Source organism: Ekhidna sp. (assembly GCF_039960695.1).
In the GTDB taxonomy this organism is placed as follows: Bacteria; Bacteroidota; Bacteroidia; order Cytophagales; family Cyclobacteriaceae; genus Ekhidna.
The window spans coordinates 265,837-292,587 of sequence record NZ_JBDVKP010000011.1 but is presented as its reverse complement, the minus strand read 5'-3'; the positions used below and the strand labels follow the sequence as shown (position 1 = coordinate 292,587).

Sequence of the window (26,751 nt, the reverse complement as noted above, 5' to 3'; positions counted from 1 at the left end):
TTTTCAATCAACTTTAGTCGTGTTAATCAGCTCCTATTATACTAAATGTTATCCATAGATTCTGAAAGATGCTCAGATGACTCTTAGAGCTTTAATTCGCCAGCTTCATTAAGCAAACTTTCAAGTTTGGGATAATTCTCTTTCATGTTCCTTTCAATGAAGTCCAATGGAACATCATCAAATGAGCCATAATCATCCAAATACTCCATAAATTCTTCTCCTTCTTTGTTGAATTCCTGAAAGATTGAATCTTCAGATCCATTGAACTCAAGTGGTTCAACACCTGTCAAACGGCAAAGCTCTTGATTAAAAGCTGGAGTAGCTTTGACCCACTGATCATTAAGGAATACATCGACCATGCCATGTGGCGTGAGTTCATTTGTTCCAAATTTCTCAGTCAGTCGCTCTACCGCAATGTGATTTTTAACTTTCGCTAGATGAAGTTTCGCAGGAATTCCTAATCCCCGTAAACCAGCTATATATAGCACCGCCTTATCAATGCAATGGCCGTGATTTTTTTTAGCTATGTTACTTGCTTTGAGCGCATCTTTTCGGAAAACAATAGCATACGGATTGTATCGCCATCCATCTCTCACTTTTAAATAAAGCCCCGCAGCCTTTTCCTGATCACTTAACATAGCATCTTTGAATTCTTCGATTAACTCCTGAATGATTGGATCTTCGTAATCAAAGAAATAGGTGCTGGCTATACTTTTAGACATATTTAATTAACCCTTTAATTTCATTAATCGTTCTGCAGCCACTTCGATGGTCTTTTCCTCTTTGGCAAAACAAAGCCGGATAACCTTATCATCCGGTGCATGCGTGTAGAATGGAGACATTGGAATCGCGGCCACGCCAATTTCGGAAGTTAGGTATTTAGCGAATTCCAAGTCAGGCATATCACTTACGGCTTCATAGCTATAGGCTTGAAAATAAGTTCCTTTGGCTACTTTCGGTATCAGTGGCGTTTCAGCGAGTAATGAATTGATGGTGTCTCTTTTCTTTTCAAAGAAAGCAGGCAGGTAATCATAGTTTTTGGGATCCGCCAGGTAGTCTGCAATCGCAAACTGGACAAAGGAGTTAGTACAGAACACATTCCATTGGTGGACGGTCTTAAACTCATTAACTAAATATTCAGGACCTACAACGTATCCCATTTTCCAACCAGTGGCATGTAGTGTTTTGCCAAACGAGAACACGGCTATCGACTGTTCGAAGAGATTAGGAAAACGCATGACGCTCTGATGTTCTTCTCCATCGTAGATGAGATGCTCATAAACTTCGTCACTCAGCACAATGATGTTGGTATCCCTTACAATGTCTTCCAGTGATTGCATGTCAGATTCGCTAAGAATTGTCCCACTTGGGTTATGAGGCGTATTGGTGATGATCATACGGGTTTTATCATTCACCATATCTTTCACCTGATTCCAATCGATGGCATAATCGGGGTGCATCATTTGGTACGGTTTCACTGTTCCTCCGGCAAGTTGAATTTGTGGTGTGTAGCAGTCATACGCTGGCTCAAAGATGATCACCTCATCTCCTGGGTTTACAAATGTCATTATCGCTGTGTAGAGTGCTTGCGTGGCACCTGCTGTGATACAAATCTGTGATGAAGAGTTGATTGATATGCCGTAGAGGCGTTCCATTTTAGTACTTAAGGTCTGATTAAGCTTAGGCAATCCAGCTAACGGGCAATACTGATTTTTTCCTTCAGTAACGTACTTGGACACCAGCTCTTTTAGCTTTTGATCGCATTCAAAATCAGGAAAGCCTTGCCCAAGGTTTATGGCCTTGTGTTCAGTGGCCAGCTTGGACATGATTGTAAAAATATTGGTACCTCCGGCCGGAAGTTTGGACTGAATTGCTACGTGTGATCCCATAGTCCCAAAAATAGGAGGGAAACGAAGAGATAAAAAACAGAGTCATTAGAATATCAGTTCTTTCAGTCAGACTCGTGTGATAAGATCAGGCGTACCATACCCAGGTAGTCTCCGAAGAATCTTTGCAGTTGTGATACATTCATAGAATAATCAATCCCTTAATGGGCAATTAGCGTTATTTATCATTTTTATATTTAAGTCACAGAGAGTAAATTATAATTAGTCAACCGTCATTACCGTCAATTTGAAAACATTTATTTCATTAAATGTTCATGTTACTTCCGCCTTATACATTAGAATAACCTTTCTGATTTGTCTGGTATTATGGCGCATATTGCTTAATGCTCAGGATATTCGTTTCCTTAGAATTACTCAGGATCAAGGGCTTTCGCAAAATTCCGTAACAGCCATATATCAAGATAGCCGTGGATTTATGTGGATTGGGACTCAGGATGGGTTAAATAAATACGATGGCTATGAGTTTACTGTTTATAGAAACATCCCATCGGATTCGACGGCACTTAGCAACAACTACATTCGAGATATTATTGAAGACCAGAATGGAGATCTTTGGATAGGGACCAGTGGAGGTGGACTTTGCCGATTTGATTACAGCAATGAAATATTTCATTGCTTTCAGGCGAATGACTCCATACCAAATAGTATTGGCGGCAATAGCGTTATGGTCTTATATGAAGATAAGGAGGGTCAAATTTGGTGTGGTACTCGGTTCAATGGGTTGAGTGTATTCAATCCAAATACTAATTCCTTTATGACATATTCCATGAATCCTGATGATGATAATAGCTTAAGTCATTATGCGGTGAATGTAATTGTACCAGGAATGGGTGATGATATATGGATTGGAACGAACAATGGGATAAGTAAAATTAACACTCAATCCGGCAAGATTACCAGACACCTGAATCAGCAAGATGATGATACAGACAATGTGTTTGATATCATGGGAATAATCCCCGAAACAGATGGTTCATTGTGGTTGGCTACACGTGGATCGGGACTTATTAGCTACAAGCCGAATGAAGATACTTATCAGGTCTTCGTTCAAAATGACTCTGATCCTGAGAGCATCAGCCATAACTTTTGCTACTACCTGATGGCCGATGGGAATGATCATCTGTGGATTGCCACATTTGGGGGACTTAACAGGTTTAACAAAAAAACAGGTAAGTTTTCTCGTTATGAATACTTACCCGAAAACCCTATGAGCTTAAGCAGTAATAGTGTTTTAACAATGACAAAAGATTTTACTGGTGATGTATGGATTGGAACTATGGGCGGAGGAATTAACATAATAAATAACGATCTTCAGGAATTTCAATTGTATAAATCTTATGGAAATGATGCCAATATTCAAACCATAACCGACAACTCTATCTGGTCAATAGAAGAAGATCACAACGGCGCTATTTGGATAGCTACGCAACATGGCGGACTTAATAAGTTGAATAAGCACAATAACACCTTTGACAAGAACGCATTCCCCGTTAGGGTTCTAAAGGAGCAGGGTCAAAAATTTAATACCATTGTATTTCAAGATAGTAGAGACTATTTATGGGTAGGAACACATGGTCAGGGAATCTTCAAATTTGATCTGGAGAAAGAGATTTTTACAAACTATACAAGGTCGGATGCAGAGGGTTTACACGAAACCAGGGTATGGTCAATGACAGAAGATCATGATGGAATACTATGGATGGGAACAGAAAAGGGATTGCTGAATTACAACCCAAATACCAACACCTTCAGTAAGGTTACCGATCTACCTACTGAAGGCTCTATTTATTGGCTTCTCACTGACTCAAGAAATGATGTATGGCTTTGTTCATGGGGAGATGTAATACGCAAAATTAATCGAGAGACAGGAAGGTTTGATGAAGCGTTTACAGAGCAGAAATATTCACATATCAAATACACATCAATGGTGTCCATGATTGAGGATCATCAGAAAAATATTTGGTTTGGAACCCATAACGGAATTATTAAATATAATCCTGAAAATGGTGAAGCGATGATGTTGACTGAACAAGACGGACTTCCAAACAACTTAGTATATGGGTTGTTGCAGGATAATCAGAACATGGTATGGGCAAGTACAAATTACGGTTTGAGTATGATTGACCCAGCCACACTATCATTCAAAAACTTTACAAAAAGCGATGGAATTCAGGGGAATGAATTTAATGCTGGGGCATTTACGAAGGACAGTGATGGTTTACTGTATTTTGGAGGTACAGAAGGATTATCCGTTTTTGATCCGAAAAAAGTTGTAAGCACTCCGGTCTACCCTAACGTAGCTTTAACCAATTTTTTGTTATTCAATGAGCGTCAAATACCCACAACATCTACGGTATTAAAATCTTCAATTGGTACTGCCGATCAAATTAAGCTCACACATAAGGATTATGTATTTGCCATTGAGTTTGCTGCATTGGCGTTTAAAAAATTACCAGACATCAAGTATGCATACAGGTTGGCCCCTTTTCATGAAGATTGGATTTATACTGACTACAAAGACCGAAAAGCAGTATTTACGAATGTCCCTCCAGGAGAGTATATGTTCCATGTAAAATCCACCAACACCGATGGAGATTGGATAGAAAAGACCACTTCTTTATCAATAATTATTACACCACCGTGGTATTGGAATATTTGGTCAAAAGTGATTTATACGCTGATCTTTTTCGGAACCATTTATATCATTTACTATTTGCGAACCAGACAATTAAACCTACAAAAGGACTCACTGAAAAGGAAGGTAAAAGAACGAACGATACAATTGCAGGAGAAGAATGATGAATTAGCTAGAAATAATGTTGAGTTGACAAGGACACTTAGCCAGCTAGAAGCCACCCAAGACAAATTGATATTATCCGAGAAAATGGCCTCCGTAGGTATCCTTAGTAATGGTGTTGCTCATGAGTTAAATAACCCGCTCAATTTCATAAAAGGAGGTGCAGAAGGCCTCAAAAAGGCATTTTTGTATAAGGAAATAGATAATGCTCAAGTAGATAAGCTTTTGGAAATAATTCTGGAAGGGGTAAATAGATCTACGGTGATTATTCAGAGTCTCAACCAGTTCAGTCAACAAACAGGTTCAGATAATGATGATTGTGATATTCATAAAATTATCAATAACTGTCTCGAAATATTAAAAAATCAGTTTAAGCATAAAGTTTTTCTATTCAAAGAATTTGAAAAGTCAATAATCAGTGTCAAGGGAAATGCTGGAAAGCTTCATCAAGCCATAATCAATGTTTTACAAAATGCTGAACAATCAATGAGTGAGCCAGGCAAGATTAAGATCATAACTCAACTAGAGCAGTCCTTTGTAAGAGTTACGATTGAAGATGAAGGGGAAGGGATTGATGATGATTATATAAAGCATGTGACTGATCCATTTTTTACTACACGGCAGCCAGGAAAGGGTGTCGGATTGGGCTTATATATTACCTATAATATCATTCATGACATGGGAGGGGAGCTGGTAATCTCGTCTTTGGGCCATGGAAGAGGTACCAAGCTAGATATACTACTACCCAATCCTAAAATAGGTGAAAGCATGTCTCTCGATAAACAAAAAGAAGTCGGTTGAAATCATCAGGCCAAAAGAGGCTCGTCATTTCCACGTCTCAGAAATAAAAAAAGCACCACTTTCGTGATGCTTAAATGTGGGCCCACCAGGGCTCGAACCTGGGACTTACTGATTATGAGTCAGTTACTCTAACCAACTGAGTTATAGGCCCTTGTTTGGTATCCGAAAGTTTTAAACCTCCCGGAAAAATTATCCTTTTGCTAGCTATCTTGTGCCAAGCTCCAAAGATAAATATTTAAAGCTGTCGTTAACAGCCTTTTAAAAGGGAGCGCAATATTACATATTTGCGACTTAATAGCCAACGAATGTCTGACCTACTACAAGGCGTAGATGCCATAATTTTTGATTTCGGAAATGTACTTATCGACCTGGACTATCCGAGGGTCATCAAAAGATTTTCCGAAGTAGCCAAAAAGAATACAGACGAGATTGAAGAAATGGTTGTCACCTCACCTGTTCTTCAGCAATTTGAACGTGGAATGTTAGGGCCGGACGAGTTCAGGGCGGAGATCAATAAGCTGCTCGGCACTAAAATGGGTGAACGCCAATTTGAAAGCATCTGGAACAGCATGCTTAAATCTATTTCGAAACACCGAATGAATAAAGTACTGAAAATAGGTGAGCGTTACAAAACTTACATTCTTTCCAATACCAATGTGATCCATGAGATCGCATACGAAGAGATGATTATGGAGGAGACCGGACGCGCCAGTCTTCGTGATTTCGTAGATGAAGTTTACTATTCTCACGAAATTGGTCTACGTAAACCGAACCTCAACTGCTACGAGCATGTTATAGATGACATTGACAATTACGCATCAAGAATGTTGTTTTTAGACGATCGATTGGATAACGTGGAGGCTGCTCGAAAAGCGGGAATGAAGGCCGTTCAGATCTTTGATGCAGACACACAGCTAAACGAAATTTTCGGGCTTGGATAAACAGTTAAAGACCAAACTCATACAACTGGGTTTATTTGTTGTTACGCTTATTACCACAACGTTTGCAGGTGCTGAATGGACGCGTGGTAAGTTTTTAATCTTTGGAATCACCTGGGATGACTTCCTATTTGGTTTCAACTTTTCCATTCCATTCCTATTCATTCTTACCGTCCATGAATTTGGGCACTATTTCACAGCCAGGTATCACAAGATCAATGTGACACTTCCTTATTACATTCCTATGTGGTTTGGGTTTGTTGGTATGGCCTCCTTGGGTACGATGGGGGCTTTCATACGAATTAAGGAGAGCATTTTCAGTCGGGTTAAATATTTCGATGTGGGGGTGTCAGGCCCCATCGCGGGTTTCGTTGTAGCGTTTGCATTATTGGTGTATGGCTTTCAAAGCCTTCCAGAGACAGAATACATCTACGAGATGCATCCGGAATACGAACTGTTCGGTGAAAATTTTGAAGAGCGAATGGAAGGATTGGATACACTGATTCTTAAAAAAGACTTGAATTCAGAGAGACTTTTATATGAAGCCCTACAAGATACGATCGACACAAGTAGGAAAGGGGCGGTATTCTTTGGAGATAATATTTTAATGTATCTCGGACGAACATACTTTGCTCCGAACGACCGCTATGTTCCCAGCTCCCGTGAGCTCATGCATTATCCGATTCTCCTTGCTGCTTATTTAGCTTTTTTCTTTACGGCATTGAATCTATTGCCTATTGGCCAATTGGATGGTGGTCATGTGATGTTTGGTCTTTTCGGCCCAAAAAATCATGCAATCATATCGAGGGTTATGTTTTCAGGGTTTCTCTTCTACGCAGGACTTGGATGGGTAACAACAGCGGATTTAGCCAATTCTTCGATCGAGAGTATTGGTAATTTCCTTATCAGCATTGCAATCTACCTGGTGGTAGTCTACTGGAGTGCTTATAGTGTATTTAAACAGAAAAGAGATCGATTGTTGTATGCTACAGTCATGTTTACTGTACAGTTTTTCGTAGCATCTATTTTCAATGTAGAGGGCTATACAGGGTGGTTGCTTTTCTCCATCTTGATCGGAAGGTTTATTGGCGTGGATCATCCACCAGTAGTTGACAATAGTCCTTTATCTACGGGAAGAAAAATACTAGGCTGGGTAGCTTTGGTGATTTTCATCCTTAGCTTCAGTCCCCAGCCATTAGTGATAGAAGGTCTTTAGATTTCGGCGTATGCCGTAATACCGCCAAGCATATTGCGTACGTTGGTGAATCCTTGACTATTTAGGAATTTTTTGGCTTGCCCTGATCGGCCACCTGACTTACAATGAACAATAACCTCGTCATTTTTCATGTGTTCAATTTCTGAAAGTCGAGTTGGGAGTTCGCCCAGTGGGATCAATTGAGCTCCAATGTTGCGCTCTTCATGTTCCCACTCTTCTCTTACATCTATGAAATTGAATTTTTCGCCGCTATCCAAGCGCGATTTCACTTGCTTACACGTGATATCTTCATTCATTTTTTAATGATTTTTAGTGTTTGATCACCTTCTTTTCGGTGAATGGTTAGCAAATATAAGCCCGCCTTTAAACTTGAAAAATCATGTGTCCTTTTATAAGCTTCTTTTACCCAGGTTCTCCCTGCAAAATCAATTAAAGTGATAGAATGATAAGCTCCTTCGATTTGGATTAATCCTGTGGTGGGATTTGGGTAAGTCTTGAAGGTCAGCGCTTCATTTTCAGTGCTGAGTACGATGCTATCGATACTTGCAAAGACCGGTCGAATCATTAATGCACCTACCAGCCGGACATTTTGTTCCCACTCTCCGGTCTTATTTTCATAGATGAATTCCGAAGCAGCAGGATTACTTCGATCAAATCCTATACCGATGTAATCGTTTTTACTTTGCTCATATCCAATGTAGAAAGTGTCAGCAAGAAGCAATGAGCCCGATAGCTGATAGCGTGTAAATTCATTCAATCTGGTGGCGTTAACAACCGTCACATCCATCGTTTTAATTGGTTCGTCAGTTAGGTTTTTAAAAATGCGCAACTCGAGAAGGCTTCCTGCACTTATTGGGTCAATATTAGGGAAATGGATATCGATGTGTGTAAGTGTATCTTCTTGTTCCAGCAAGAATCGAACGGCCACCTGAGCACCGTTTATATTGGTACCAACTGCATACTCCGCTGTACCATCATCATACGCATAATAGTTATGAAGTAGGTACTCAGCTCTTAGTGTATCATTTATCTTAAGGTCGACAGCTGTGCCATTGAGGAAATCATCATCTGAACTTTCTAAATAAACTTTTGAAGAAATTACGACGGAATCTTCATTTGGTAGACTTGAAAGATCCAATCCATCTAAGTTGATGAATCTTGTATTTGTAATTTTAAAGGGATTTGGGTTGCTAAATAATGGGTCTTCAGCACCATATTCAACCGAATCAATTCGACTGCCATTATTTTCATTTCTTATAACCAAGATGTATTCTGTTGGCTGAAGTTGTTCATCTAAATTGAATGCTTGCACCATTTGACTGCTGCTAAAGGCACTTTCATTCGCCTTAAACTGACTAAGGGGCATGGATTTATATGGAGAAAGTGGTGAAGTAAGCTGCCCTGTTAGTCCGCGATCCAGGTAATAGTAATTGTCGCTGGCTCGGTTTTCATCCAGATATATCCAATCCAGGTGCCATGCATCAAAAGGACCGTCTTTGTCACCGAATGATTGAAATCTAAATAAGAATTTCTGTGTTAGAAATCGAGATGATACATTGATTGCTTCTTGTGTGAAGACTGAGTCTTGATCTGACGCTAACTCTCCTCCATCTTTTTTCCAGACGGTGATCCATTGGTTTGGGCTGGTATTTGGATCATAAAACTGAAGTCTAAGCGAATCCCCTTCTTCCGGGATCTCCACGTTGCCACCTGCTTGCCAATAAAATGAAAGTACTACGTCGGCTTTCCCTTGAAGATCAATCGTGTCCGAGACTAGTTCATCGGCAAGTCCAATGTCGGAGCCTGGATGAAATCCACCATTGGCGTCCAACCCATCGAAAGTCACTACTTTGTAGGAAGGAGGATTGACGGCCAGTGTCGCATTGACATAGACGTTTTTACTCAATTCATAATTCCATTGTCTGGTTGAATCATTCCCCCAAATCCGAATGCTGTCTGGAGAATCAGTGGTGACAGAGAAATCATCCCAAAATGGAAGCGTTGCTTTATTGACTGTTCTTGTTAGTGAAACACGACCTTGCCTATTATCCTTAGGTTTGACGATTGGCTTAATTGTCAGTTGAGCTATTCCCAATTGAGCAACAAAAAATAATATGGCAACTAAAATTCCCTTCATTGATTATCTAAAATCGTAGCTGTATTGCTTACTGAGTCTGGTTTATAGATCCAAATATCTACAGGATCTCCAATTTGTACTCTTCTTTCAGGTCGGGGATATTGCTGCTGTACTGTGCCTGGTGCAATTTCACGGTACTCTAATATATCACCGCCCAGTGAATCTAATGCTGAGAAGCCAGCTAAGGATTTGTTGGTAGTACTAATTTTACCAATTTTCAGCCCTGAGCCGATGATAGCAATTTCAGCTTCTTCCTGCTCTAATCCGATTAATCGAGGCGATTGAAAAACCGTATTTCCATAACCATCTCCAACAATTAAATCGATTGAGGATCCTTTCTCAATACGCTCTCCTTCCAATACAACTCTACCGTTCATCCGCGATTCATGCACCACACCAAAAAAGACATCCGGGACATATTTCACTGCACCCAACTTTAGGTCGTATGATTTCAATACCATCATTGCACTTTTCAAAGACAAGTCTTCCACTTTTGGCATACGCACTTTTGGAGGACTTTCTGCATTTAGTGTAACGTAGATTTTTCTATTTTCTTTCACCTTAGTATTCGGTGCCGGTACTTGTCGGAGCACTGCAAGTGGGGGATGATTCGGAGAGTAACTAGAATCTGCAGTCGCTTCAAATCTCAAGCTTCGTTTGCTTAAGAATTCATCTAGCTCTGAAACAGTCATTCCCTTGATATCTGGGACAGTTATGGTTTCGCCATGGTTTGTAGTCAGGGGAAGCCATATGTAAAATACAATTACCACAATTAGAAGGGAGCTTCCCAAGAGTACTCCCAGATGCATTAAATAATCTTTAAAACTGGCTGGTTTTCTAAATGACATAAGACTTTTAAAATGAAGGGATAAACCTAATCAATTAGCGACTAATAAACAGTTTTTGAGAGGTGCTGAATTGACTGCCTTCCACATTAATAAAATATAACCCTTCCTGACTTGGAGCTTGGTATTCAAGTATTTGGTTTAAGGCATTTTCAATTTGCTCTTCAAATACGATCCGTCCGCTAATATCGATGATTCGGATGGTGACTGACTCCTTTTGCGGAAGATTAAGGCCAACATTAAACCTGGTTATAGCTGGGTTTGGGAAAACCCTCGTTAGATTTTCATAAGTAGGCACTTCATTTCCTCTTATACTGATATCATCAATGTAAAGATCATTCCCGCCCCCAGGTGTGAATACAAAAGCGATTCGAATGTTTTCATCAAAGAAAAACGAATGAGACAAATCAAGACGATATTCATTCCAATCGTCATCTGTCAATGGTGTCCATTGCTCTGAAGTAGATATAACAGCAAGCGAGTCTGAGTCAGCATCGAGCAGTATTGTTGGATAGGATTCTCCACAATCTGTAGATAATAATACCTGCAGTCGGTCATTAAACCCTGGACTGGAGGCATAGGATGCTTTGAAATATAATCCTGCACTGTCCAGGCCACCTGTATTTAGTTTAGGGCTTATAAACCAGCTGGACTTGCCTAGCTCAGTTGCTCCAAATCCATTCGCACGCAAGACTCCATTTGAGAATGATTGAGCCCTTTCAAACAATATGTTTGAGCCAGTGCTGGTTAAACTCCAATTGTCAGTAGACTCAAAATCAACATTGAGCGGATAATTGTCCTCAATCACATTTCTATTAAGCATAATCTGTATTGAATTATCGATTACTGATTCATCAGAGACGCCATTGACAAGTGTAATTTCGGCACCAACGTTATTTTCACCCTCATTGAGGTTGTTAGCATTTATAGAGACAGTTGCATAATCTTTTGATGAAATGCTTAGCCCGGAAAAACTGGTTAATGTAGTGTCACCATTTACATGATATTTCACCTCAAATGAAGTGATGATCTGTGAGCCAACATTCCTAATCCTCAGGTCTAGTTCAGAAGTCTCAGCACAAGTAATCAGAGGTGCATTTAAGTTGGTAGGTATGATGTCGTTTTCAAAAAGATTGGTTTCGACTACCTGAATATCATCGACGTAAATATTGTTTCCACTGCCATTAATGCCAATGAAGGCAAATTGGACACCATCAATATCTCTATACTCTGTAATGCTGAGCAGTGTATCAATCCATTCCAATTGATTTGCAGGAACGAAATAAGTATCTGCTTCTGGCGCGGTGGCGAGATTGGGACCAAAACTAGAAAAGATTAGATCTGGAAATGTTTCACCACAATCTATGCTGGCTTTCACCATAAGCCCATCATAAAATGTATTTAACGGGTTTGCATGTGCATAGCTAAAAAGTAAGTCCCCTGAAGGCAGACCTGTCAGATCAAAAATGGGCGTTTTAAAAATGGCAGTTTCACCAAACCACTCAGTATTGTCATGGGCTTTGAATATAAATGCTTGATTAGAAGGAGTAGTTTTTGGAGCGTTTGCTACTTCCCATGGAAATAATACGCCATAGGTTCCAAGTACATCAGGTGTTCCTTCAAAACTTTCAATGAATGGAAGGTTCATTGAATTAGTGGCAGATATATTTCTGGTAATTAAGTTGTTGCTGGTATTGCCATCAGTACCTCCATTTACGTTTATAATTTCGAATGAAACAGATGAAGGCGTACTTGATATTGCTTTAGCTGAAAATGCAACAGTATCTGAAGATAACGGAGCAAGGGAAGTAGTTACATTTTGTGCACTACCATTTGGACTACCATCAAGATAAAGTTGTACATCATAGGATGTGACAACAGTTGTCCCATGATTTTCAACCCTGACGATTGGTATTACGCTGGATTCGCATTGAGCGTACTCCGGGCTAATAATGTCTACTGCAGCAAGGTCATCAGCAAATTTGGCTGGCTCTGTGAGCCCAGGTGAAGTAGTTAAAGAGAGTCTGTTGACTGCATTTTCCATCACGGTACGCATCCGTGTTTTCTGACCATTGGTAAATAGATTCATACAGATATCATCGGTGTAGTCCATATAGTTTTGAAACATTTCTGGCTCGCCAACTACACAAACCTCATTATCGTCCGGATTAGGAAAGGTACATGGGGAAGTGTAATCTCCATTATCCGTATTGGCCAAAGGGGTATCATCCACAAAATCATCTGCAGCACAGTTACCATCACCCCAAATGTGTCTCAACCCAAGCCAATGACCTACTTCATGCGTCAGTGTACGCCCATAGCTATCAAAAGTGGGGGTGGATAAGTTGACACCGAAGTATTCAAAGTCTACAAGGACGCCATCGAAGGCATAATCGTCGCTGTTGTTGGTAATACCCTCCAAATCAATAATAGGAAAAGAAGCGTAGCCAATAAACGTTTGTAAGTCCACTACGAAAATATTTAGGTAATGCTCTGCTGGCCAATAGCTTTCAGATCTCATCAGCGGCCGATGTGAGTTGGCTCGATACACGTCGCGCGACCCTTGGAGCCTAACAATTCCATTGGTGGGATTACCAGCAGGGTCTTGTTTGGCTAACAAGAACTCCACCTCAATATCAGCAGCTACAGGTAGAAATTCGGATGGAGTGTTGGCAGCATCCGCATTCATACGCCTGAAGTCCGCAGTTAAGGAATCTATTTGCTCTTTTATACGGTCTTCAGATAAATTAACACCAACACCAACAGGCTCACCTTTGTGAAATACATGAACAACAACTGGGATTTGATATAGGGTAGCGAAAGGGCTTTTTGCCTGATTTTCTCGTTCGGATATTTTGGTGCTCATCCAATTTTCGAAAGCACTAGTGGCTGGAGCTATAGTTCCACAGCGCTCCTGAGCATGGATACTGAATAAAAGTGAAAGGAGAAAAAAGAATAACCCACTTCGCATGGGTCCATTAGTTTGCGAATGGAAGTTTGGCATTTGGATCGTCCGGAGTTGTGATATTAACGGCATGCACGCTTTTAATTTCGGGCACTTCACGTTTTATCGCCTCTTCTACTCCAGCTTTCAACGTCATTGTAGACATGGGACATGAACCGCAGTTACCCATCAGTTCTAGAATAACATTCATATCCTTATCTACCTCTAAAACTTTCACATCGCCACCATCAGCCTCAAGATAAGGCCGGATGTTGTTTAAAGCTTTTTCTACTTTTTCTACTAGTTCTGACATATGCTAAACGGTCACTTCTACTTTTTTAGTCTCTGTCTGTGTTGCGTTTCTTATCGCTACTTGCTGTGCAACGCTCTCTGCAAGCTGCTTAAAGGACTCAGCGATTTCACCATCTTTCATGGCCGCCGGATACCCACTATCTCCGCTCTCTCGTATGGATTGAACAATTGGTATGTGACCTAAAAGTTCAACTTTATTCTTTTCAGCCAGCTTTTTTCCACCACCTTCTCCAAAGATAAAGTATTTATTATCAGGAAGTTCTTCAGGCGTAAACCAAGCCATATTCTCTACTAAACCTAGAATCGGGACATTGATTTGTGGTTGTTTAAACATGGAAATACCCTTCTGAGCATCTGCTAGAGCCACCTTCTGCGGAGTAGTTACAACCAAGGCTCCAGTTACAGGTACCGCCTGCACCAATGTCAAGTGAATGTCGCTCGTGCCTGGAGGAAGATCAATAAGTAGATAATCCAAGTCTCCCCACTTTGCGTCAGTAATAAATTGCCTCAACGCTGAGCTAGCCATAGGTCCTCTCCAAACAACGGCATCTTCGCTATTGGTAAGAAAACCAATAGAAAGCAGCTTCACGCCGTATTGCTGAATAGGTACAATTTTGTTTTTACCATCTTCTTCTACAATACCTGGCTGCTCAAATTCGCAATTAAACATGGTTGGGATGGATGGACCATAGATGTCCGCATCGATTATTCCCACATCTGCGCCTGATCTAGCTAGCGCAACAGCCAAATTAGATGCTATGGTAGACTTCCCAACTCCACCTTTTCCTGAGGATATAGCAATGATATTTTTAACACCAGGCAACACAGGGCCTTCATCACGTTTGGTAGTCACATTTGAGGTCATATTTATGACCAGTTTTAAATGCTCTCCCAGGTGCTTAGAGATTTTATCTTCACAATCCTTTTTGATGACTTCCTTCAGAGGACAAGCTGGTGTTGTAAGCACTACGTCAAATGCAGCCTTGTTTCCATCAATGTGGATATTTTGAATCATACCCAGTGTCACTAAATCCTTTTTCAAGTCAGGATCGATGACTTCACTGAGGGCTTTTAATAGGTTTTCCTTCGTCAATTCCATTCGTGGCGCAAGTTAAGATTTATTGCGCATTAATTTTCCCTGAGATATCCCCAGGCATGCAACTTGTCACTATCTTCAAACCAACGATTGCCAATATCAGTTCGGTAGTACATGTTAGGAATCATGATATTTTTGATTCGCGTATAAAGCTGTTGCTGAGCTTGCTTCATCGTTAGTCCCATTCCAGTCACGATTAGGGCTACTCCACTGCCACCGGTTATTAGCCATTCATTATTTACCATTTTCACATCTTCAATATGGATGCCTTCCGTCACGGGCTTCTTGAAAACTATTGCCGCGTCTTTTGAAAAGGCCTCAAATGTTTTTGGATCCTTATAAGGAAACGGTGGGACAACTACCCGAGCGCCAACTTGAAAACCACTTTTTGTTTTGAGATTTATTTTTTCACCTTTTGCAAGTTGATAAAAGAAATCTCCGATCGGATTGAGCATGCCATCCGCTTGTATTGAAATGGTAGGATATCCAAAACGAGAGGTAAACTCTAATGGATAAATGCCATTGCTGTTCACGATGCAGTTTACGTCTATATATCCGACATATCCTTCTGTCGCTAAGGTGGGTTCCATTTTTTTCAAGGTAGAATTGAAAATCTTATTGGGACCACTCCAAAACATGCTGGTACCCATTTCTCCAGTAGCAACGCCCAATTCACCTGGGAAAAGCTTTTTATGCTCAAAGTTGATGTTGATAGGGTAGATAAATTCCTTGCCATTAAAAAATGCGCCGACGCCCACTTCCACTCCCGTATCTACTTTCTTCTGTAGTTGATAGATTTTGACTTCATCGCTCCACGCGTTTTTATAAGCGCTTAATATTCGGAGCACATCACTACCATCATCTTCTATCCCTACAAAAAGTAGCCTTTTGATGTTTTGGGCTTCTCCACTAGGTTTCAGAACGTATTTACCAGGATTAGCTTTGATGTGTTCGATACCTGCATCGAAAGAATCAAACTCATGATAGTTGAGGATATTAACCTTGTGCTTTTTAAGCTCACTCTGACCAAACGATCGATCATCTTCAAGCTTGTCCGTGTACGCAGTACCTCCGACTACATACTTACCTTGCTCCCTTAATTTTTGTGCCTTCTCCCCTTGACCTAGGACATCATCAAACACGATTAGATCAGCCCAGTCTACTTCTGCTTCCCAATCATCAACTTTTTCGATAAATCCATTCCCTATTTCTTTTTCACTTTCTTCTTCAATAAAATACTTGACCTGATGTCCTTCCTGCTTGCATAGCCAGGCTATATCGCTTATTAAGCCAGAGATAGAAACAAAGAGAATGTTGACTGGATTTGCGGTTTGCTTTGGCATTGATTTTTTTCTTTAAATGTAGAATGAAATACTGATGATTTAGTATCCTTTTTATCAGGTAATTTTGCATTCCAATTTTTATTATGATCCAACCTTCTACAATCGAAGAAATCAAGAACCGAATCGACATTGTCGAGGTGGTGGGTGACTTTGTTACCTTGAAGCGATCTGGATCAAGCTATAAAGCGCTGAGCCCGTTTACTAACGAGAAGACTCCATCTTTTTACGTCGTTCCATCAAAAGGCATCTTCAAAGACTTTAGTTCTGGGAAAGGTGGAGATGCAATCACATTTGTAATGGAGGTAGATGGTTTAAGCTACGTAGAAGCTTTAAAATATCTGGCTGGCAAGTACGGAATAGAGGTTAAAGAAGAGGAGCAATCCGATGAGGCCTTAATCGCTCAAAACAAACGTGAAAGCCTCTATATAGTTCTCAATTTTGCCAAGGAGTACTTCGAAGAAGTACTTCACTCTTCAGATGAAGGCAAATCAATTGGATTGTCTTACTTCAAAGAGCGTGGCTTCACAGATGAAACTGTCAAGAAATTTGAACTAGGCTACTCTAAAGAACTTTGGGATGGTTTGCTGAATGAGGCAACAAACAAAGGATATAAAAAAGAACTACTTGCTGAGGCCGGATTGATCATTGATAAGGAAGGAAAGACCTATGATCGTTTCCGTAGCAGGGTGATGTTCCCGATCCATAATGTGTCCGGGAAAACCATCGCCTTTGGAGGACGAAAGCTTTCCAGCACGGATAAGTCTGCCAAATACATCAATAGCCCGGAGACTGAACTCTACTTCAAGAGCAAGGTACTCTACGGCATGTATCAGGGCAAGAATGCCATTCGAAAAGAGGATAACTGCTACCTGGTAGAAGGCTATACAGATGTAATTTCCATGCATCAGGCCGGAATAGAAAATGTTGTTTCCTCCTCGGGAACAGCATTAACTGAGGACCAAGTGAAGCTGATTCGAAGGTATACGGAGAATGTCACTGTGATCTTTGACGGTGATCAGGCTGGTATCAAAGCCTCCATGCGTGGAATAGATTTGCTGTTGGAGGGTGATCTAAATGTTAAGGCCGTGGCTCTTCCTGATGGTGAAGATCCGGATAGCTATGCGAGACAGCTGGGAGCTGCAGGCTTCAGAGACTATGTCGCTGAAGAAGCACAAGACATCATCCGCTTTAAGACCAAAGTACTACTTGATGAGACAGGTAATGATCCCGTAAAAAAGGCAGGTGTTATTAAGGATATCGTATCCAGTATCACGAAGATCAATGATCCGTTAAAGCGGACGGTCTATATCAAAGAATGCAGCGATCTATTGGGAATAGCTGAATCTGTTTTGATTGCAGAACAGAATAAGATTCTGATTGAGAATAGAAAAGGGCAAAGGCGAGACGAACCACCAGTGCCGATGGAGATGCCTCCATTCCCAATGGAGGAAGAGATGGTAGATAATCTTGATATCAGTAAGATTATCGAATTTCAGGAGCGGGAAAGCGTGAGAGTACTGGTCAACTATGGAAAGAATAAGATTCAAACAAGAGAACTTCAAGATCAGTATTTAATCGATTATTTTCTGAACGAAGCGGATGAAATTCAGTTTACCAATGAGACGTACAGAAAAATCGTGGAGGTGTTCCAGGAAAAGCTGAGAGAAGGTGAAGTGATTGATGGTGAATTTCTGTTAAATCATGAAGATGAAGAAGTGAGGAAAACAGTCATCGATCTCAGCGCTGATAAATACGAGCTTAGTGAGAATTGGAGTGAAAAATATCAGATTCATGTACCTCGGGAGACAGAGTTTTTAAAGGATGTCACTTACACCAATGTACTTCGATTAAAGTTCAGAATTGTTCAGCAATTGATTCAGGAGGAAACAGAAAAACTAAAGCACACAACAAATGAAGCTCAAGTCGATGAACTTTTGGATGACATAAATGAGTTGAAGAAGGTATCGGTAGAGATCGCCAAAATATTAGGAAACGTATTAGTAGGATAAGTAATGCTTGATAAAATAGAAGAGGCCATTGAGGCTATTAAGAATGGAGAAGTGATCATCGTAGTAGATGATGAGGACAGAGAGAATGAGGGTGACTTCATTTGCGCAGCTGAGAAGGTAACACCGGACATTATCAACTTCATGTCAAAAGAAGGTAGAGGCCTGATTTGTGCTTCACTGCTTGAGGATAGGTGTAAAGAGCTGGACTTAGATCTCATGGTTGGGAAAAATACAGCCACTTACGAAACACCATTTACTGTATCTGTGGATTTAATAGGCCACGGAACTTCCACAGGAATTTCTACTTCGGATCGTGCAAAAACCATTCAGGCGTTGGTGAATGAAGATACCAGGCCGAAAGATCTAGGAAGGCCTGGACACATCTTTCCGTTGAAAGCAAAGCAGGGCGGCGTATTGAGGCGCGCTGGACATACTGAAGCAGCCGTCGATTTCTCCAGACTGGCGGGACTTACGCCAGGAGGAGTTTTAGTAGAAATTCTCAAAGATGATGGAACCATGGCCAGACTTCCTGACTGCAGGGAAATTGCAAATAAATTTGGATTGAAGCTTGTTTCCATTGCTGATCTTATTGAATATAGAATGGATAAGGAATCGATGGTGGAGGAGCAGATAGAAGTGAAGATGCCAACGAATTGGGGTGATTTTCAATTGAAAGCTTTTAAGCAGATCAATACAGGGGAGGAGCACTTAGCATTGGTGAAAGGAACCTGGAAAAAAGATGAACCAGTAATGGTTCGTGTGCACAGCTCTTGTGTGACAGGCGATATCTTTGGCTCGTGCCGATGCGACTGTGGAGGTCAGCTGCATGGAGCAATGAAAATGGTGGAGGAAGAAGGAAAAGGTGTAGTGCTCTACATGAATCAGGAAGGACGTGGAATCGGCCTAATGAATAAACTGAAGGCATACAAACTTCAGGAAGAGGGAAAAGATACTGTTGAGGCTAACCTTGAATTGGGCTTTAAATCAGATCAACGAGACTATGGAGTTGGAGCTCAGATTCTAAGAAAACTTGGTATCACTAAGCTCAGACTCATCACAAATAATCCCAAGAAGAGAGTGGGGTTGATGGGATATGGCTTGGAAATTGTAGAAAATATTGGAATAGAGATAGCACCCAACCAGCACAATCAAAAGTATCTGGAAACTAAAAGAGATAAACTAGGACACGAAATTTTGAAATGAGATATTTATTCATTTTTCTTTTAACTATTGGCACCCTAGGCCTGTCTGCACAAACATTCTCATCGGATGTTTTTCATCAAGGCTTCATGGTGACCACCGAGAAAGACACGATCAAAGGGGATCTAAAGTATGATTTAGATGCTAATATTCTGACGGTAGTTTATAAAGGGAAAACCAAGTCATTTTCAAGTCACAAGGTGTTTTATTTTGAAATCTTTGATTCGATACTAAACAACTATCGACAATTTTATAGCATTCCGTACACAGTGAATATAGACTATAAAATTCCTGTATTTTTTGAGTTGGTATACGAAGGAAAGTTATCATTGATGGCACGTGAACACATCGTAAGTCAGACGGTGAATAGTTCTTCCGCCTATTGGGGTGGTGGGAACAGCACACGATTGGTTATTCAATATACTTTCTACTTTATGAATAATAAAGGCGAAATCAGCTACTACAGTGGAAGAAAAAAGGATTTGCTGACACTCATGATTAAGAAACAATCGGCTGTAAAAAAATTCATCAAGGATAACAAATTAGATACAGACGAAATGGCCGATTTGGTACGTATAACTTCTTTTTATAACTCAATCTAAAACATGACAAAACCTCTTATTCTCGTAAGCAATGATGATGGTATTACCTCCCGAGGCATTCGAAAATTAGTAAATGTGGTAAAAGAATTGGGGGAGGTTATTGTTGTAGCTCCTGATAGCCCACAATCCGGCATGGGACATGCGATAACAGTTGGAGATACGCTTAGATTAACAAAAAATGATTTGTTTGGTGAGATTGAAGCATATGAGTGCAGTGGTACTCCGGCAGATTGCATCAAACTTGCTAAACATTATGTGCTAAAAGGGCGTCAGATAGATTTGGTGGTCTCTGGTGTAAACCACGGAAGCAACAGCTCCATAAGTGTGCTATACTCTGGTACCATGAGCGCGGCAATTGAAGGTGCAATTGAGGGCGTCCCTTCCATCGGATTTTCACTTTGTGATTATGATCCTTCGGCAGATATGGATCACACAGATGAATACATCAAAAAAGTGACAGAAGAGGCGTTGAAAAATGGAATTCCAAAAGGGATAGCACTCAATGTGAATTTCCCAGCACGTCAGAAAGAATCAATAAAAGGAATGAAAGTTTGCCGCCAGGCAAATGCCAACTGGGAAGAAGATTTTGATGAACGTAAAGATCCATACGGGCGTACCTACTTTTGGATGGTTGGTAACTTTGTTAACCACGACAAAGGCGAGGATAACGATGAGTGGGCATTATCGAATAACTACGTATCCATTGTTCCATGCCAATTTGATATGACGGGTCATCACGCCATTTCACAACTCAACGAGGCCTGGAATATTTAAAGATTGATGCCAAAATAACAGCATCATTTCTGATATGAAATGAAGTGTCGTTTTCTGAACTGACATTTGTCGTTAGATACGCATTTTTAGCTTTTTTTAGCCTTTCACTAGCGGCAATGCCACAGGCACCAGCAATGAAAAAACTAATGCCTGAATACGCAGCAAGCTGAATACTTGCATTGTTGTCTTTATCCGGGTTTTTGGCTCCCCCAGAGGCAATACCCAGTATTACAGAAGCAGCGAAAAAGCTGAATGCACTGATTCGCGAAGTATTGTGTTTTTCTGTGAGTGTTTTAGCGGTTTTAGAGTCATCCTGATTTAATAGAAATGTGCGAATTTCAGGAGCACTCATGCTGTTAAAGTCTGACTTCCCTTGAGCCAATAGTGAGAATGTCATTGCGCATGTGATGATGGTGGTGAGCAGTACTTTCATTGTCTATGAATTATTAGGTGTTAATAGATAGAATCGTAAATTTCTCTGCTGTCTCTTATAAATACTTTTGAAGATGGAATTGACGGTAATGTCTTCCTATACGCTTTAACCGAATGGAAATATGCGGTTTCTGAGATTATTGTAAATACAAGTGCCGATCCGATAAACACAGCACCTAGTAGGCCTGCAAGGTTTACTTCCTGATCATTTTTTGGTGCTTCTCCAGAGGCTATAGCGAATACCCCAATCGTATATCCAATAACTGAGAAAAACTTTGCTCCTTGATGCAGCTCCATCAAGTTATTCGCTTTTTTGGAGTCATCTTGATTTATTATAAGTTTTCGTATCTCTTTTCTGTTCAATCCATCTAAAGATTGCGTATACTGTGATAATGATGATAAAGACAGACTTATAGTGAGTAAAAAGAGGCTTATTTTTAACATGAGATAGGAATTGGTTAGTTATAGATAAGTAATATTCCTTGGTAAAAACCCCTAAAAATTGTTTGAAAATATAAAATCCTAATTAACGTTTCTTTAGTTCGTAGACGTCTTTTCTTCGATCCTTCAGATTATTGACACTTCCAAATTCATGCAGCTCTCTAAGATCATCTACGTCCACGTCAGCTATTAGAATCATTTCGGTATTTGGAGTAGCTTCAGCTTTGATTCCATTGGTAGGAAATGCAAAGTCACACGGAGTGAAGACCATCGATTGTGCAAATTGAATGTCCATGTTGTGAACGTTTGGTAGGTTGCCAACGCTTCCAGCAATAGCCACATAACATTCATTTTCAATGGCACGAGCCTGTGAGCAGTTTCTTACACGTGAGTATCCATTTTGGGTATCTGTAAGAAATGGGACAAACAAAATATCCATTTTCTCATCGGCTAACAGTCGGCTTAATTCAGGAAACTCTACATCGTAGCAAATCAAAACGCCGATTTTACCACAGTCAGTCTCAAAGGTTTGAAGTTTCTTTCCGCCTTCCATTCCCCAAATTTTAGATTCATCTGGAGTTACATGCAGTTTCTCGTAGCGCTCAACAGAACCATCTCTTCGGCAGAGATATCCTACATTGTAAAGGCGATCATTTAGTATTTCCGGCATGCTTCCTGTAATGATGTTGATATTGTAGGAAACGGCTAGGCGTGAGAATCTTGTCACTATTTCTTGCGTATGCTTAGCCAACTCTCTAATGGCATCAGGCTCTGACATGTGATTATTTTCAGCCATTAGAGGTGCATTGAAAAATTCAGGAAACAAAGCAAAGTCAGAGCGATAGTCAGAAACTGCATCGATAAAATATTCCGCCTGTTGCATCACATCATCCAGCCCTTTGTAAGATCGCATTTGCCATTGAATAAGACCTAGCCTTACCACTCTCTTTATAGAGCTTGCTTGATCATTTTCCTCTTCAAAGTAGATATTGTCCCACTCGAGTAATACAGCATATTCTTTCGATTCTTCATCGCCAGCCAGGTAGCCTTTCAGAATCTTACTCACGTGAAAGTCATTGTTTAATTGGAAATTGAGAACCGGATCTTCAATTTCCTTTTTCTTCACCTTATCAATGTATTGACGGGGCGTCAATTCATCGGAATGTCTGTGGTAGTTAGGGATTCGTCCGCCAAAGGCGATTCCCCGCATATTCATTCGCTCGCAAAGCTCTTTGCGATAGTCATACAGTCGCCTACCTAGTCTTAAGCCTCTGAATTCAGGTTTAATAAACAAATCCACACCATAAAGCATGTCTCCATCTTTATCATGTGTACTGAATGTATAATCTCCTGTGATCTGCTTGTAGGTATGTTTTTTTTGTGCAAGACTACTCTTAACAATTAACGATAAGGCACAACCGGCAAGTTCTCCATTGACTTTTATCACTACCTGTCCTTCAGGAAAAAGCGTGATGAGTTTCTCAATTTCATGTTTCTCCCAGTAATTGTCTTCAACCTTTTGATAGGAGGCTATCATTGCTTTTTTGAGCTCTTGATAATCTTTCAAGCTTAAGTAAGTAAGCTCTATGTTATCTATTTCTTGCATGCCGCAAATGTAGGATGCTTGGAGGGATGTTTAGATTAGAATTTTATTCATCACGCTTAATTTTTCAAACATACTCCGTTTCCTTCCATACAACTTTGTTTATCTCGCGATGAGAAAATCTGGTTAGAAGATTGGGTTTTACTAGCAGTTTAGAATCGTTGATTCATGCGAATACCGACATACTTGTGATAAGTAGCCTCTGTGGTCTCTTTAGTTCTGCGGTAATAAAGAAGAGCAAAATCGAACTTGGTCCAGCTTGCCATAATTCCTGCTCTCATTTGAAAAATTAAGGGCTCTCGAATTTCGGTGTAAATAGATTCTTTACCGATAAGGTTGCCCTCGATAGTTGCATTGTATGCAGCATATTCAACGCCAGGACTTATAAAAAAATAGAATTCATGATTTCCAGGTTCCTTGTTTTCGATGCCTAAGACTCCATTGTAATGGGTGGAGTGTTGGATGGGCTTGAATGTCCCAACTCTTATGGTAAACTCTTGTCTCATGTGTGTGAAGGTAGTGCCCAATGCCAGGTTGGATTCGCTGAATAGATCCAGGTCTTTACCTGTGGCTAATGTCACTGCGTAGGTCCCATACGTATTTACGATCGGGGCATTGTTGATTTCGTAATCCCATCCTAAAGGAAGCTGCATGCCAAATGTTTTATGCCATTCGTATTGTAAATCTCCCGTTCGCAAGGACGGACCCATCCAGCCGAGTTCTAACTTGGCTTTTAAATATGCACCTTTTACATAATAATATTCGTTGGAGGCCGCAAGCGTGATTTGTCCCGCGTAGGGCCTGTCCATGTCTTCGACATTTTCCCAGAATAAATGCCTTGGGCTGTAGATTCTATGATTGAGATCATAAGACCTGATTACTTTGCTTACTACTGACTTCCACCTTGAGGAGTCGGTAAGTGATCGATACCGGATGGCTACACCATTGCTATAGTATTGGTCTCTGGTCAGATTTAATGTGTAGGCGTCATTATCATTTTCCACCTGGAGTTCACGCGTGAGAAACTTTTTTTGGCTGAATCCCAAACTGGCAGTCGATATGAAAACAATGATGATTAAGAATCTCATTACTACGAAATTAGCAAGGATCACAGTTTTCGTTCAAAGTTTCGAACTCAATGGTCGTGTGGTTGATACCTAGCTTAGAAACTCGTGTCTTTGTTTCCTTTTTGATGCTTTCTAGTTCAGATAGCTGAAGGTTATCTTCAATGACCAGATGAATTGAGAGGATGTGATATTCGCCATCCATTGACCAGGTATGACAATCATGTACATCAAGGACTTTTGGAATATCAATAATTACCTCATGTATTTTCTTGATGTTGATATTGGAGGGGGTTCCCTGGAGGATGATTCTGAAGCTTTCCTTCAGGTTTTTGTAAACATTAAAAAGAATAAATGTTGCTATTAGGACGGACAAGACAGGGTCAATAATTGGGAAATCCCAAAAGTGCATCACTATTGCTCCGATGAGTACTGCTACCCACCCAAGGATGTCTTCCAGTAGATGCGTAAAAACAGTCTTTTCATTCAGACTACCTCCTTTACTCAATTTAAACGCTGCGGCTCCGTTTACAATGATTCCACCTATAGCAAGGTAGATCATCCCTTCGGTATTCGGATTTACCGGTGAAAATAGTCTAGGTATAGCTTCAATGATGATAAAGACAGAACCTGTTACAAGTACAATTGAATTTATCAATGCTCCAAGGACGGAGAATCGTTTGTAGCCATACGAAAAACTTTGATTGCGATCTTTCTTTGCGACCTTGGCGAAATACCAGGATACACCAAGTGTAAGACTGTCGCCCAAATCATGGAGTGAATCTGATAAGATTGCTACACTATTCGTCCATAATCCACCGATAAACTCAATTATTGCAAAACCGAGGTTAAGAAAGAAGGCAACTTTGATGTTGCCTTCAGAATGATCGTGATGGTGGTGCGAGTGCCCCACTTACTTATATTAAATACCTCTGTTTAGATCGTACTCCTCAAGATAGTCTGCTACTTTTCTAACAAACATACCTCCGAGTGCTCCATCCACTACGCGATGATCATAGCTGTGAGAAAGAAACATTTTGCTACGGATACCAATCATATCACCTTCAGGTGTCTCTACAACCGATGGCTTTTTCTGAATTGCTCCAAGCGCCATAATGGCCACTTGTGGCTGCATGATAATTGGGGTTCCCATCACATTCCCAAATGATCCAACATTGGAAACAGTGTATGTGCCACCCTGAAGTTCATCTGGTTTAAGCTTGTTTTCTCTAGCTCTTTTTGCCAGGTCATTCACTTTTTTGGTAATGCCTACAAGACTAAGCTGATCTGCATTGTGGATAACAGGAACAATTAAATTTCCAGAAGGAAGCGCAGTAGCCATTCCTATATTGATTGCCCTTTTCTTAACAATATTGCTTCCATCTATCTGCACGTTGATCATAGGGAAATCCTTGATGGCACGTACTATGGCTTCAATAAGAATAGGAGTGAAGGTTAGTTTTTCACCTTCTCTATTAAAGAATTCGTTTTTCGTTTTGTTTCTCCAGGCTACTACCTTAGTGACGTCAGCCTCGACAAATGAGGTTACATGAGGAGAGATATGTTTAGACGCTACCATACGTTCGGCAATCATCTTGCGCATTCTGTCCATTTCGATGATTTCGTCTCCACCATCAACAGCAACTGGCATGGGCTGATGTGATGCAGATGGCATAACTGGGGCTGCAGTAGGGATGGATGTTGAGGTACCACCAGACTTTCTGGTCCTTACATAATCAAGGATGTCATTTTTAGTTACTCTTCCTTCTTTGCCTGAACCATCGATTGTTTCTAGTTCGGCAACGGAAATTCCCTCTTCCTTTGCAATACTTCTCACAAGAGGTGAAAAGAATTTCCCTGAGTTGGAAGTACGTGGAACAGCTGTACCATTACTTGCAGAAGCTGTGCTTATGGCAGTTTCCAATATTTCTTCAGCTTTTTCAACTGGATTATTTGCTTTTGGAGCTTCCTCTGGAGTTGGGGTTGAGCCTCCTGCTTCTCCGTCGATTTCAATTATCGCAATTGGCTTTCCTACCTCTATCACATCACCTTCCTGGGCCATTACCTCTTTAAGTACTCCTGCATGCGTTGCAGGTATCTCAGTGTCAACCTTGTCAGTAGCCACCTCTAGGATTGACTCATCTTCTTCAATCGTATCACCTACATTCTTTAACCATGCAAGCACGGTTCCCTCCATCACACTTTCGCCCATTTTAGGCATGACCATTTCTACAGTTGCCATATTATATTCTGTTTTAGGTTGTTTATTTCGCTCTCAAAGATAATAATT

General features: G+C 40.5%; 22 protein-coding genes and 1 tRNA gene. 7 read left to right on the top strand and 16 right to left on the bottom strand.

The genetic code is table 11. The annotated features are described in order from the left end of the window. Positions 1-83: 83 nt before the first annotated feature. Together ABJG98_RS07835 and ABJG98_RS07830 are read right to left on the bottom strand one after the other, a co-directional pair. Entirely contained in the window at positions 84-722 is a 639-nt protein-coding gene (locus ABJG98_RS07835) for a transglutaminase family protein (RefSeq protein WP_348278940.1), read from the bottom strand. Positions 723-728: 6 nt separating this feature from the next. Then, complete coding sequence (locus ABJG98_RS07830; RefSeq protein ID WP_348278939.1) at positions 729-1,889, bottom strand: methionine aminotransferase; 1,161 nt, start codon at positions 1,887-1,889, stop codon at positions 729-731. Positions 1,890-2,133: 244 nt separating this feature from the next. Between ABJG98_RS07830 and ABJG98_RS07825 the strand changes: the two genes are divergently transcribed. Then, positions 2,134-5,505, top strand: coding sequence for a two-component regulator propeller domain-containing protein (locus tag ABJG98_RS07825; RefSeq protein ID WP_348278938.1), 3,372 nt, complete (start codon positions 2,134-2,136; stop codon positions 5,503-5,505). A gap of 77 nt (positions 5,506-5,582) precedes the next feature. Here the strand turns inward: ABJG98_RS07825 and ABJG98_RS07820 are convergent. After that, positions 5,583-5,656: transfer RNA gene (locus ABJG98_RS07820), tRNA-Ile, on the bottom strand. A 154-nt stretch (positions 5,657-5,810) separates the two neighbouring features. On the opposite strand from ABJG98_RS07820, the gene ABJG98_RS07815 reads away from it, so the two are divergent. Further along, positions 5,811-6,446, top strand: a complete 636-nt coding sequence (locus tag ABJG98_RS07815) for an HAD family phosphatase (protein WP_348278937.1) — start codon at positions 5,811-5,813, stop codon at positions 6,444-6,446. Beyond that, entirely contained in the window at positions 6,439-7,659 is a 1,221-nt protein-coding gene (locus tag ABJG98_RS07810) for a site-2 protease family protein (RefSeq protein WP_348278936.1), read from the top strand. The genes ABJG98_RS07815 and ABJG98_RS07810 overlap by 8 nt, the downstream gene beginning before the upstream one ends. Here ABJG98_RS07810 and ABJG98_RS07805 read toward each other — a convergent pair. The 7 genes from ABJG98_RS07805 to ABJG98_RS07775 are packed head-to-tail and all read right to left on the bottom strand — an operon-like array spanning position 7,656 to position 16,336. Continuing rightward, complete coding sequence (locus ABJG98_RS07805) at positions 7,656-7,955, bottom strand: rhodanese-like domain-containing protein (RefSeq protein WP_348278935.1); 300 nt, start codon at positions 7,953-7,955, stop codon at positions 7,656-7,658. The genes ABJG98_RS07810 and ABJG98_RS07805 overlap by 4 nt on opposite strands. After that, positions 7,952-9,796 (bottom strand): T9SS type A sorting domain-containing protein, encoded by a 1,845-nt coding sequence (locus ABJG98_RS07800; RefSeq protein WP_348278934.1) that lies wholly within the window; start codon positions 9,794-9,796, stop codon positions 7,952-7,954. The genes ABJG98_RS07805 and ABJG98_RS07800 overlap by 4 nt, the downstream gene beginning before the upstream one ends. Further along, complete coding sequence (locus ABJG98_RS07795) at positions 9,793-10,644, bottom strand: PASTA domain-containing protein (protein ID WP_348278933.1); 852 nt, start codon at positions 10,642-10,644, stop codon at positions 9,793-9,795. The genes ABJG98_RS07800 and ABJG98_RS07795 overlap by 4 nt, the downstream gene beginning before the upstream one ends. A gap of 34 nt (positions 10,645-10,678) precedes the next feature. After that, positions 10,679-13,678 carry a choice-of-anchor J domain-containing protein gene (locus ABJG98_RS07790; RefSeq protein ID WP_348278932.1) on the bottom strand — a complete coding sequence of 1,000 codons (3,000 nt, stop codon included), beginning with the start codon at positions 13,676-13,678 and terminating at the stop codon, positions 10,679-10,681. Further along, positions 13,620-13,898 (bottom strand): NifU family protein, encoded by a 279-nt coding sequence (locus ABJG98_RS07785; RefSeq protein ID WP_348278931.1) that lies wholly within the window; start codon positions 13,896-13,898, stop codon positions 13,620-13,622. The genes ABJG98_RS07790 and ABJG98_RS07785 overlap by 59 nt, the downstream gene beginning before the upstream one ends. A 3-nt stretch (positions 13,899-13,901) precedes the next feature. Further along, positions 13,902-14,996 (bottom strand): Mrp/NBP35 family ATP-binding protein, encoded by a 1,095-nt coding sequence (locus ABJG98_RS07780; RefSeq protein ID WP_348278930.1) that lies wholly within the window; start codon positions 14,994-14,996, stop codon positions 13,902-13,904. A gap of 29 nt (positions 14,997-15,025) precedes the next feature. Then, the gene (locus ABJG98_RS07775) at positions 15,026-16,336 is read right to left on the bottom strand and encodes a hypothetical protein (protein WP_348278929.1); all 1,311 of its coding nucleotides are present in this window, start codon (positions 16,334-16,336) and stop codon (positions 15,026-15,028) included. An 83-nt stretch (positions 16,337-16,419) separates the two neighbouring features. Here ABJG98_RS07775 and dnaG point away from each other — a divergent pair, with 83 nt between their 5' ends. The 4 genes from dnaG to surE are packed head-to-tail and all read left to right on the top strand — an operon-like array spanning position 16,420 to position 20,921. Then, positions 16,420-18,345, top strand: coding sequence for a DNA primase (gene dnaG / locus ABJG98_RS07770; protein WP_348278928.1), 1,926 nt, complete (start codon positions 16,420-16,422; stop codon positions 18,343-18,345). Positions 18,346-18,348: 3 nt separating this feature from the next. Then, the gene (locus tag ABJG98_RS07765) at positions 18,349-19,548 is read left to right on the top strand and encodes a bifunctional 3,4-dihydroxy-2-butanone-4-phosphate synthase/GTP cyclohydrolase II (RefSeq protein ID WP_348278927.1); all 1,200 of its coding nucleotides are present in this window, start codon (positions 18,349-18,351) and stop codon (positions 19,546-19,548) included. Next, the gene (locus ABJG98_RS07760) at positions 19,545-20,147 is read left to right on the top strand and encodes a hypothetical protein (RefSeq protein ID WP_348278926.1); all 603 of its coding nucleotides are present in this window, start codon (positions 19,545-19,547) and stop codon (positions 20,145-20,147) included. The genes ABJG98_RS07765 and ABJG98_RS07760 overlap by 4 nt, the downstream gene beginning before the upstream one ends. Before the next feature lie 3 nt (positions 20,148-20,150). Beyond that, positions 20,151-20,921 (top strand): 5'/3'-nucleotidase SurE, encoded by a 771-nt coding sequence (surE, locus tag ABJG98_RS07755; protein WP_348278925.1) that lies wholly within the window; start codon positions 20,151-20,153, stop codon positions 20,919-20,921. Here surE and ABJG98_RS07750 read toward each other — a convergent pair. From ABJG98_RS07750 to ABJG98_RS07725, 6 genes are all read right to left on the bottom strand, one after another. After that, complete coding sequence (locus tag ABJG98_RS07750; protein WP_348278924.1) at positions 20,899-21,354, bottom strand: hypothetical protein; 456 nt, start codon at positions 21,352-21,354, stop codon at positions 20,899-20,901. The two genes, surE and ABJG98_RS07750, sit on opposite strands and share 23 nt — an antisense overlap. 20 nt (positions 21,355-21,374) lie before the next feature. Continuing rightward, positions 21,375-21,797, bottom strand: coding sequence for a hypothetical protein (locus ABJG98_RS07745; RefSeq protein ID WP_348278923.1), 423 nt, complete (start codon positions 21,795-21,797; stop codon positions 21,375-21,377). Between the two features lie 82 nt (positions 21,798-21,879). After that, positions 21,880-23,400, bottom strand: a complete 1,521-nt coding sequence (locus ABJG98_RS07740; RefSeq protein WP_348278922.1) for a bifunctional GNAT family N-acetyltransferase/carbon-nitrogen hydrolase family protein — start codon at positions 23,398-23,400, stop codon at positions 21,880-21,882. A gap of 149 nt (positions 23,401-23,549) precedes the next feature. Then, on the bottom strand, positions 23,550-24,485 hold the full coding sequence (locus ABJG98_RS07735) for a lipid A-modifier LpxR family protein (protein WP_348278921.1): 936 nt from the start codon (positions 24,483-24,485) through the stop codon (positions 23,550-23,552). 10 nt (positions 24,486-24,495) lie between these two features. Beyond that, positions 24,496-25,374, bottom strand: a complete 879-nt coding sequence (locus tag ABJG98_RS07730) for a cation diffusion facilitator family transporter (RefSeq protein WP_348278920.1) — start codon at positions 25,372-25,374, stop codon at positions 24,496-24,498. A gap of 9 nt (positions 25,375-25,383) precedes the next feature. Further along, positions 25,384-26,703 (bottom strand): dihydrolipoamide acetyltransferase family protein, encoded by a 1,320-nt coding sequence (locus ABJG98_RS07725; RefSeq protein ID WP_348278919.1) that lies wholly within the window; start codon positions 26,701-26,703, stop codon positions 25,384-25,386. Positions 26,704-26,751: the final 48 nt, after the last annotated feature.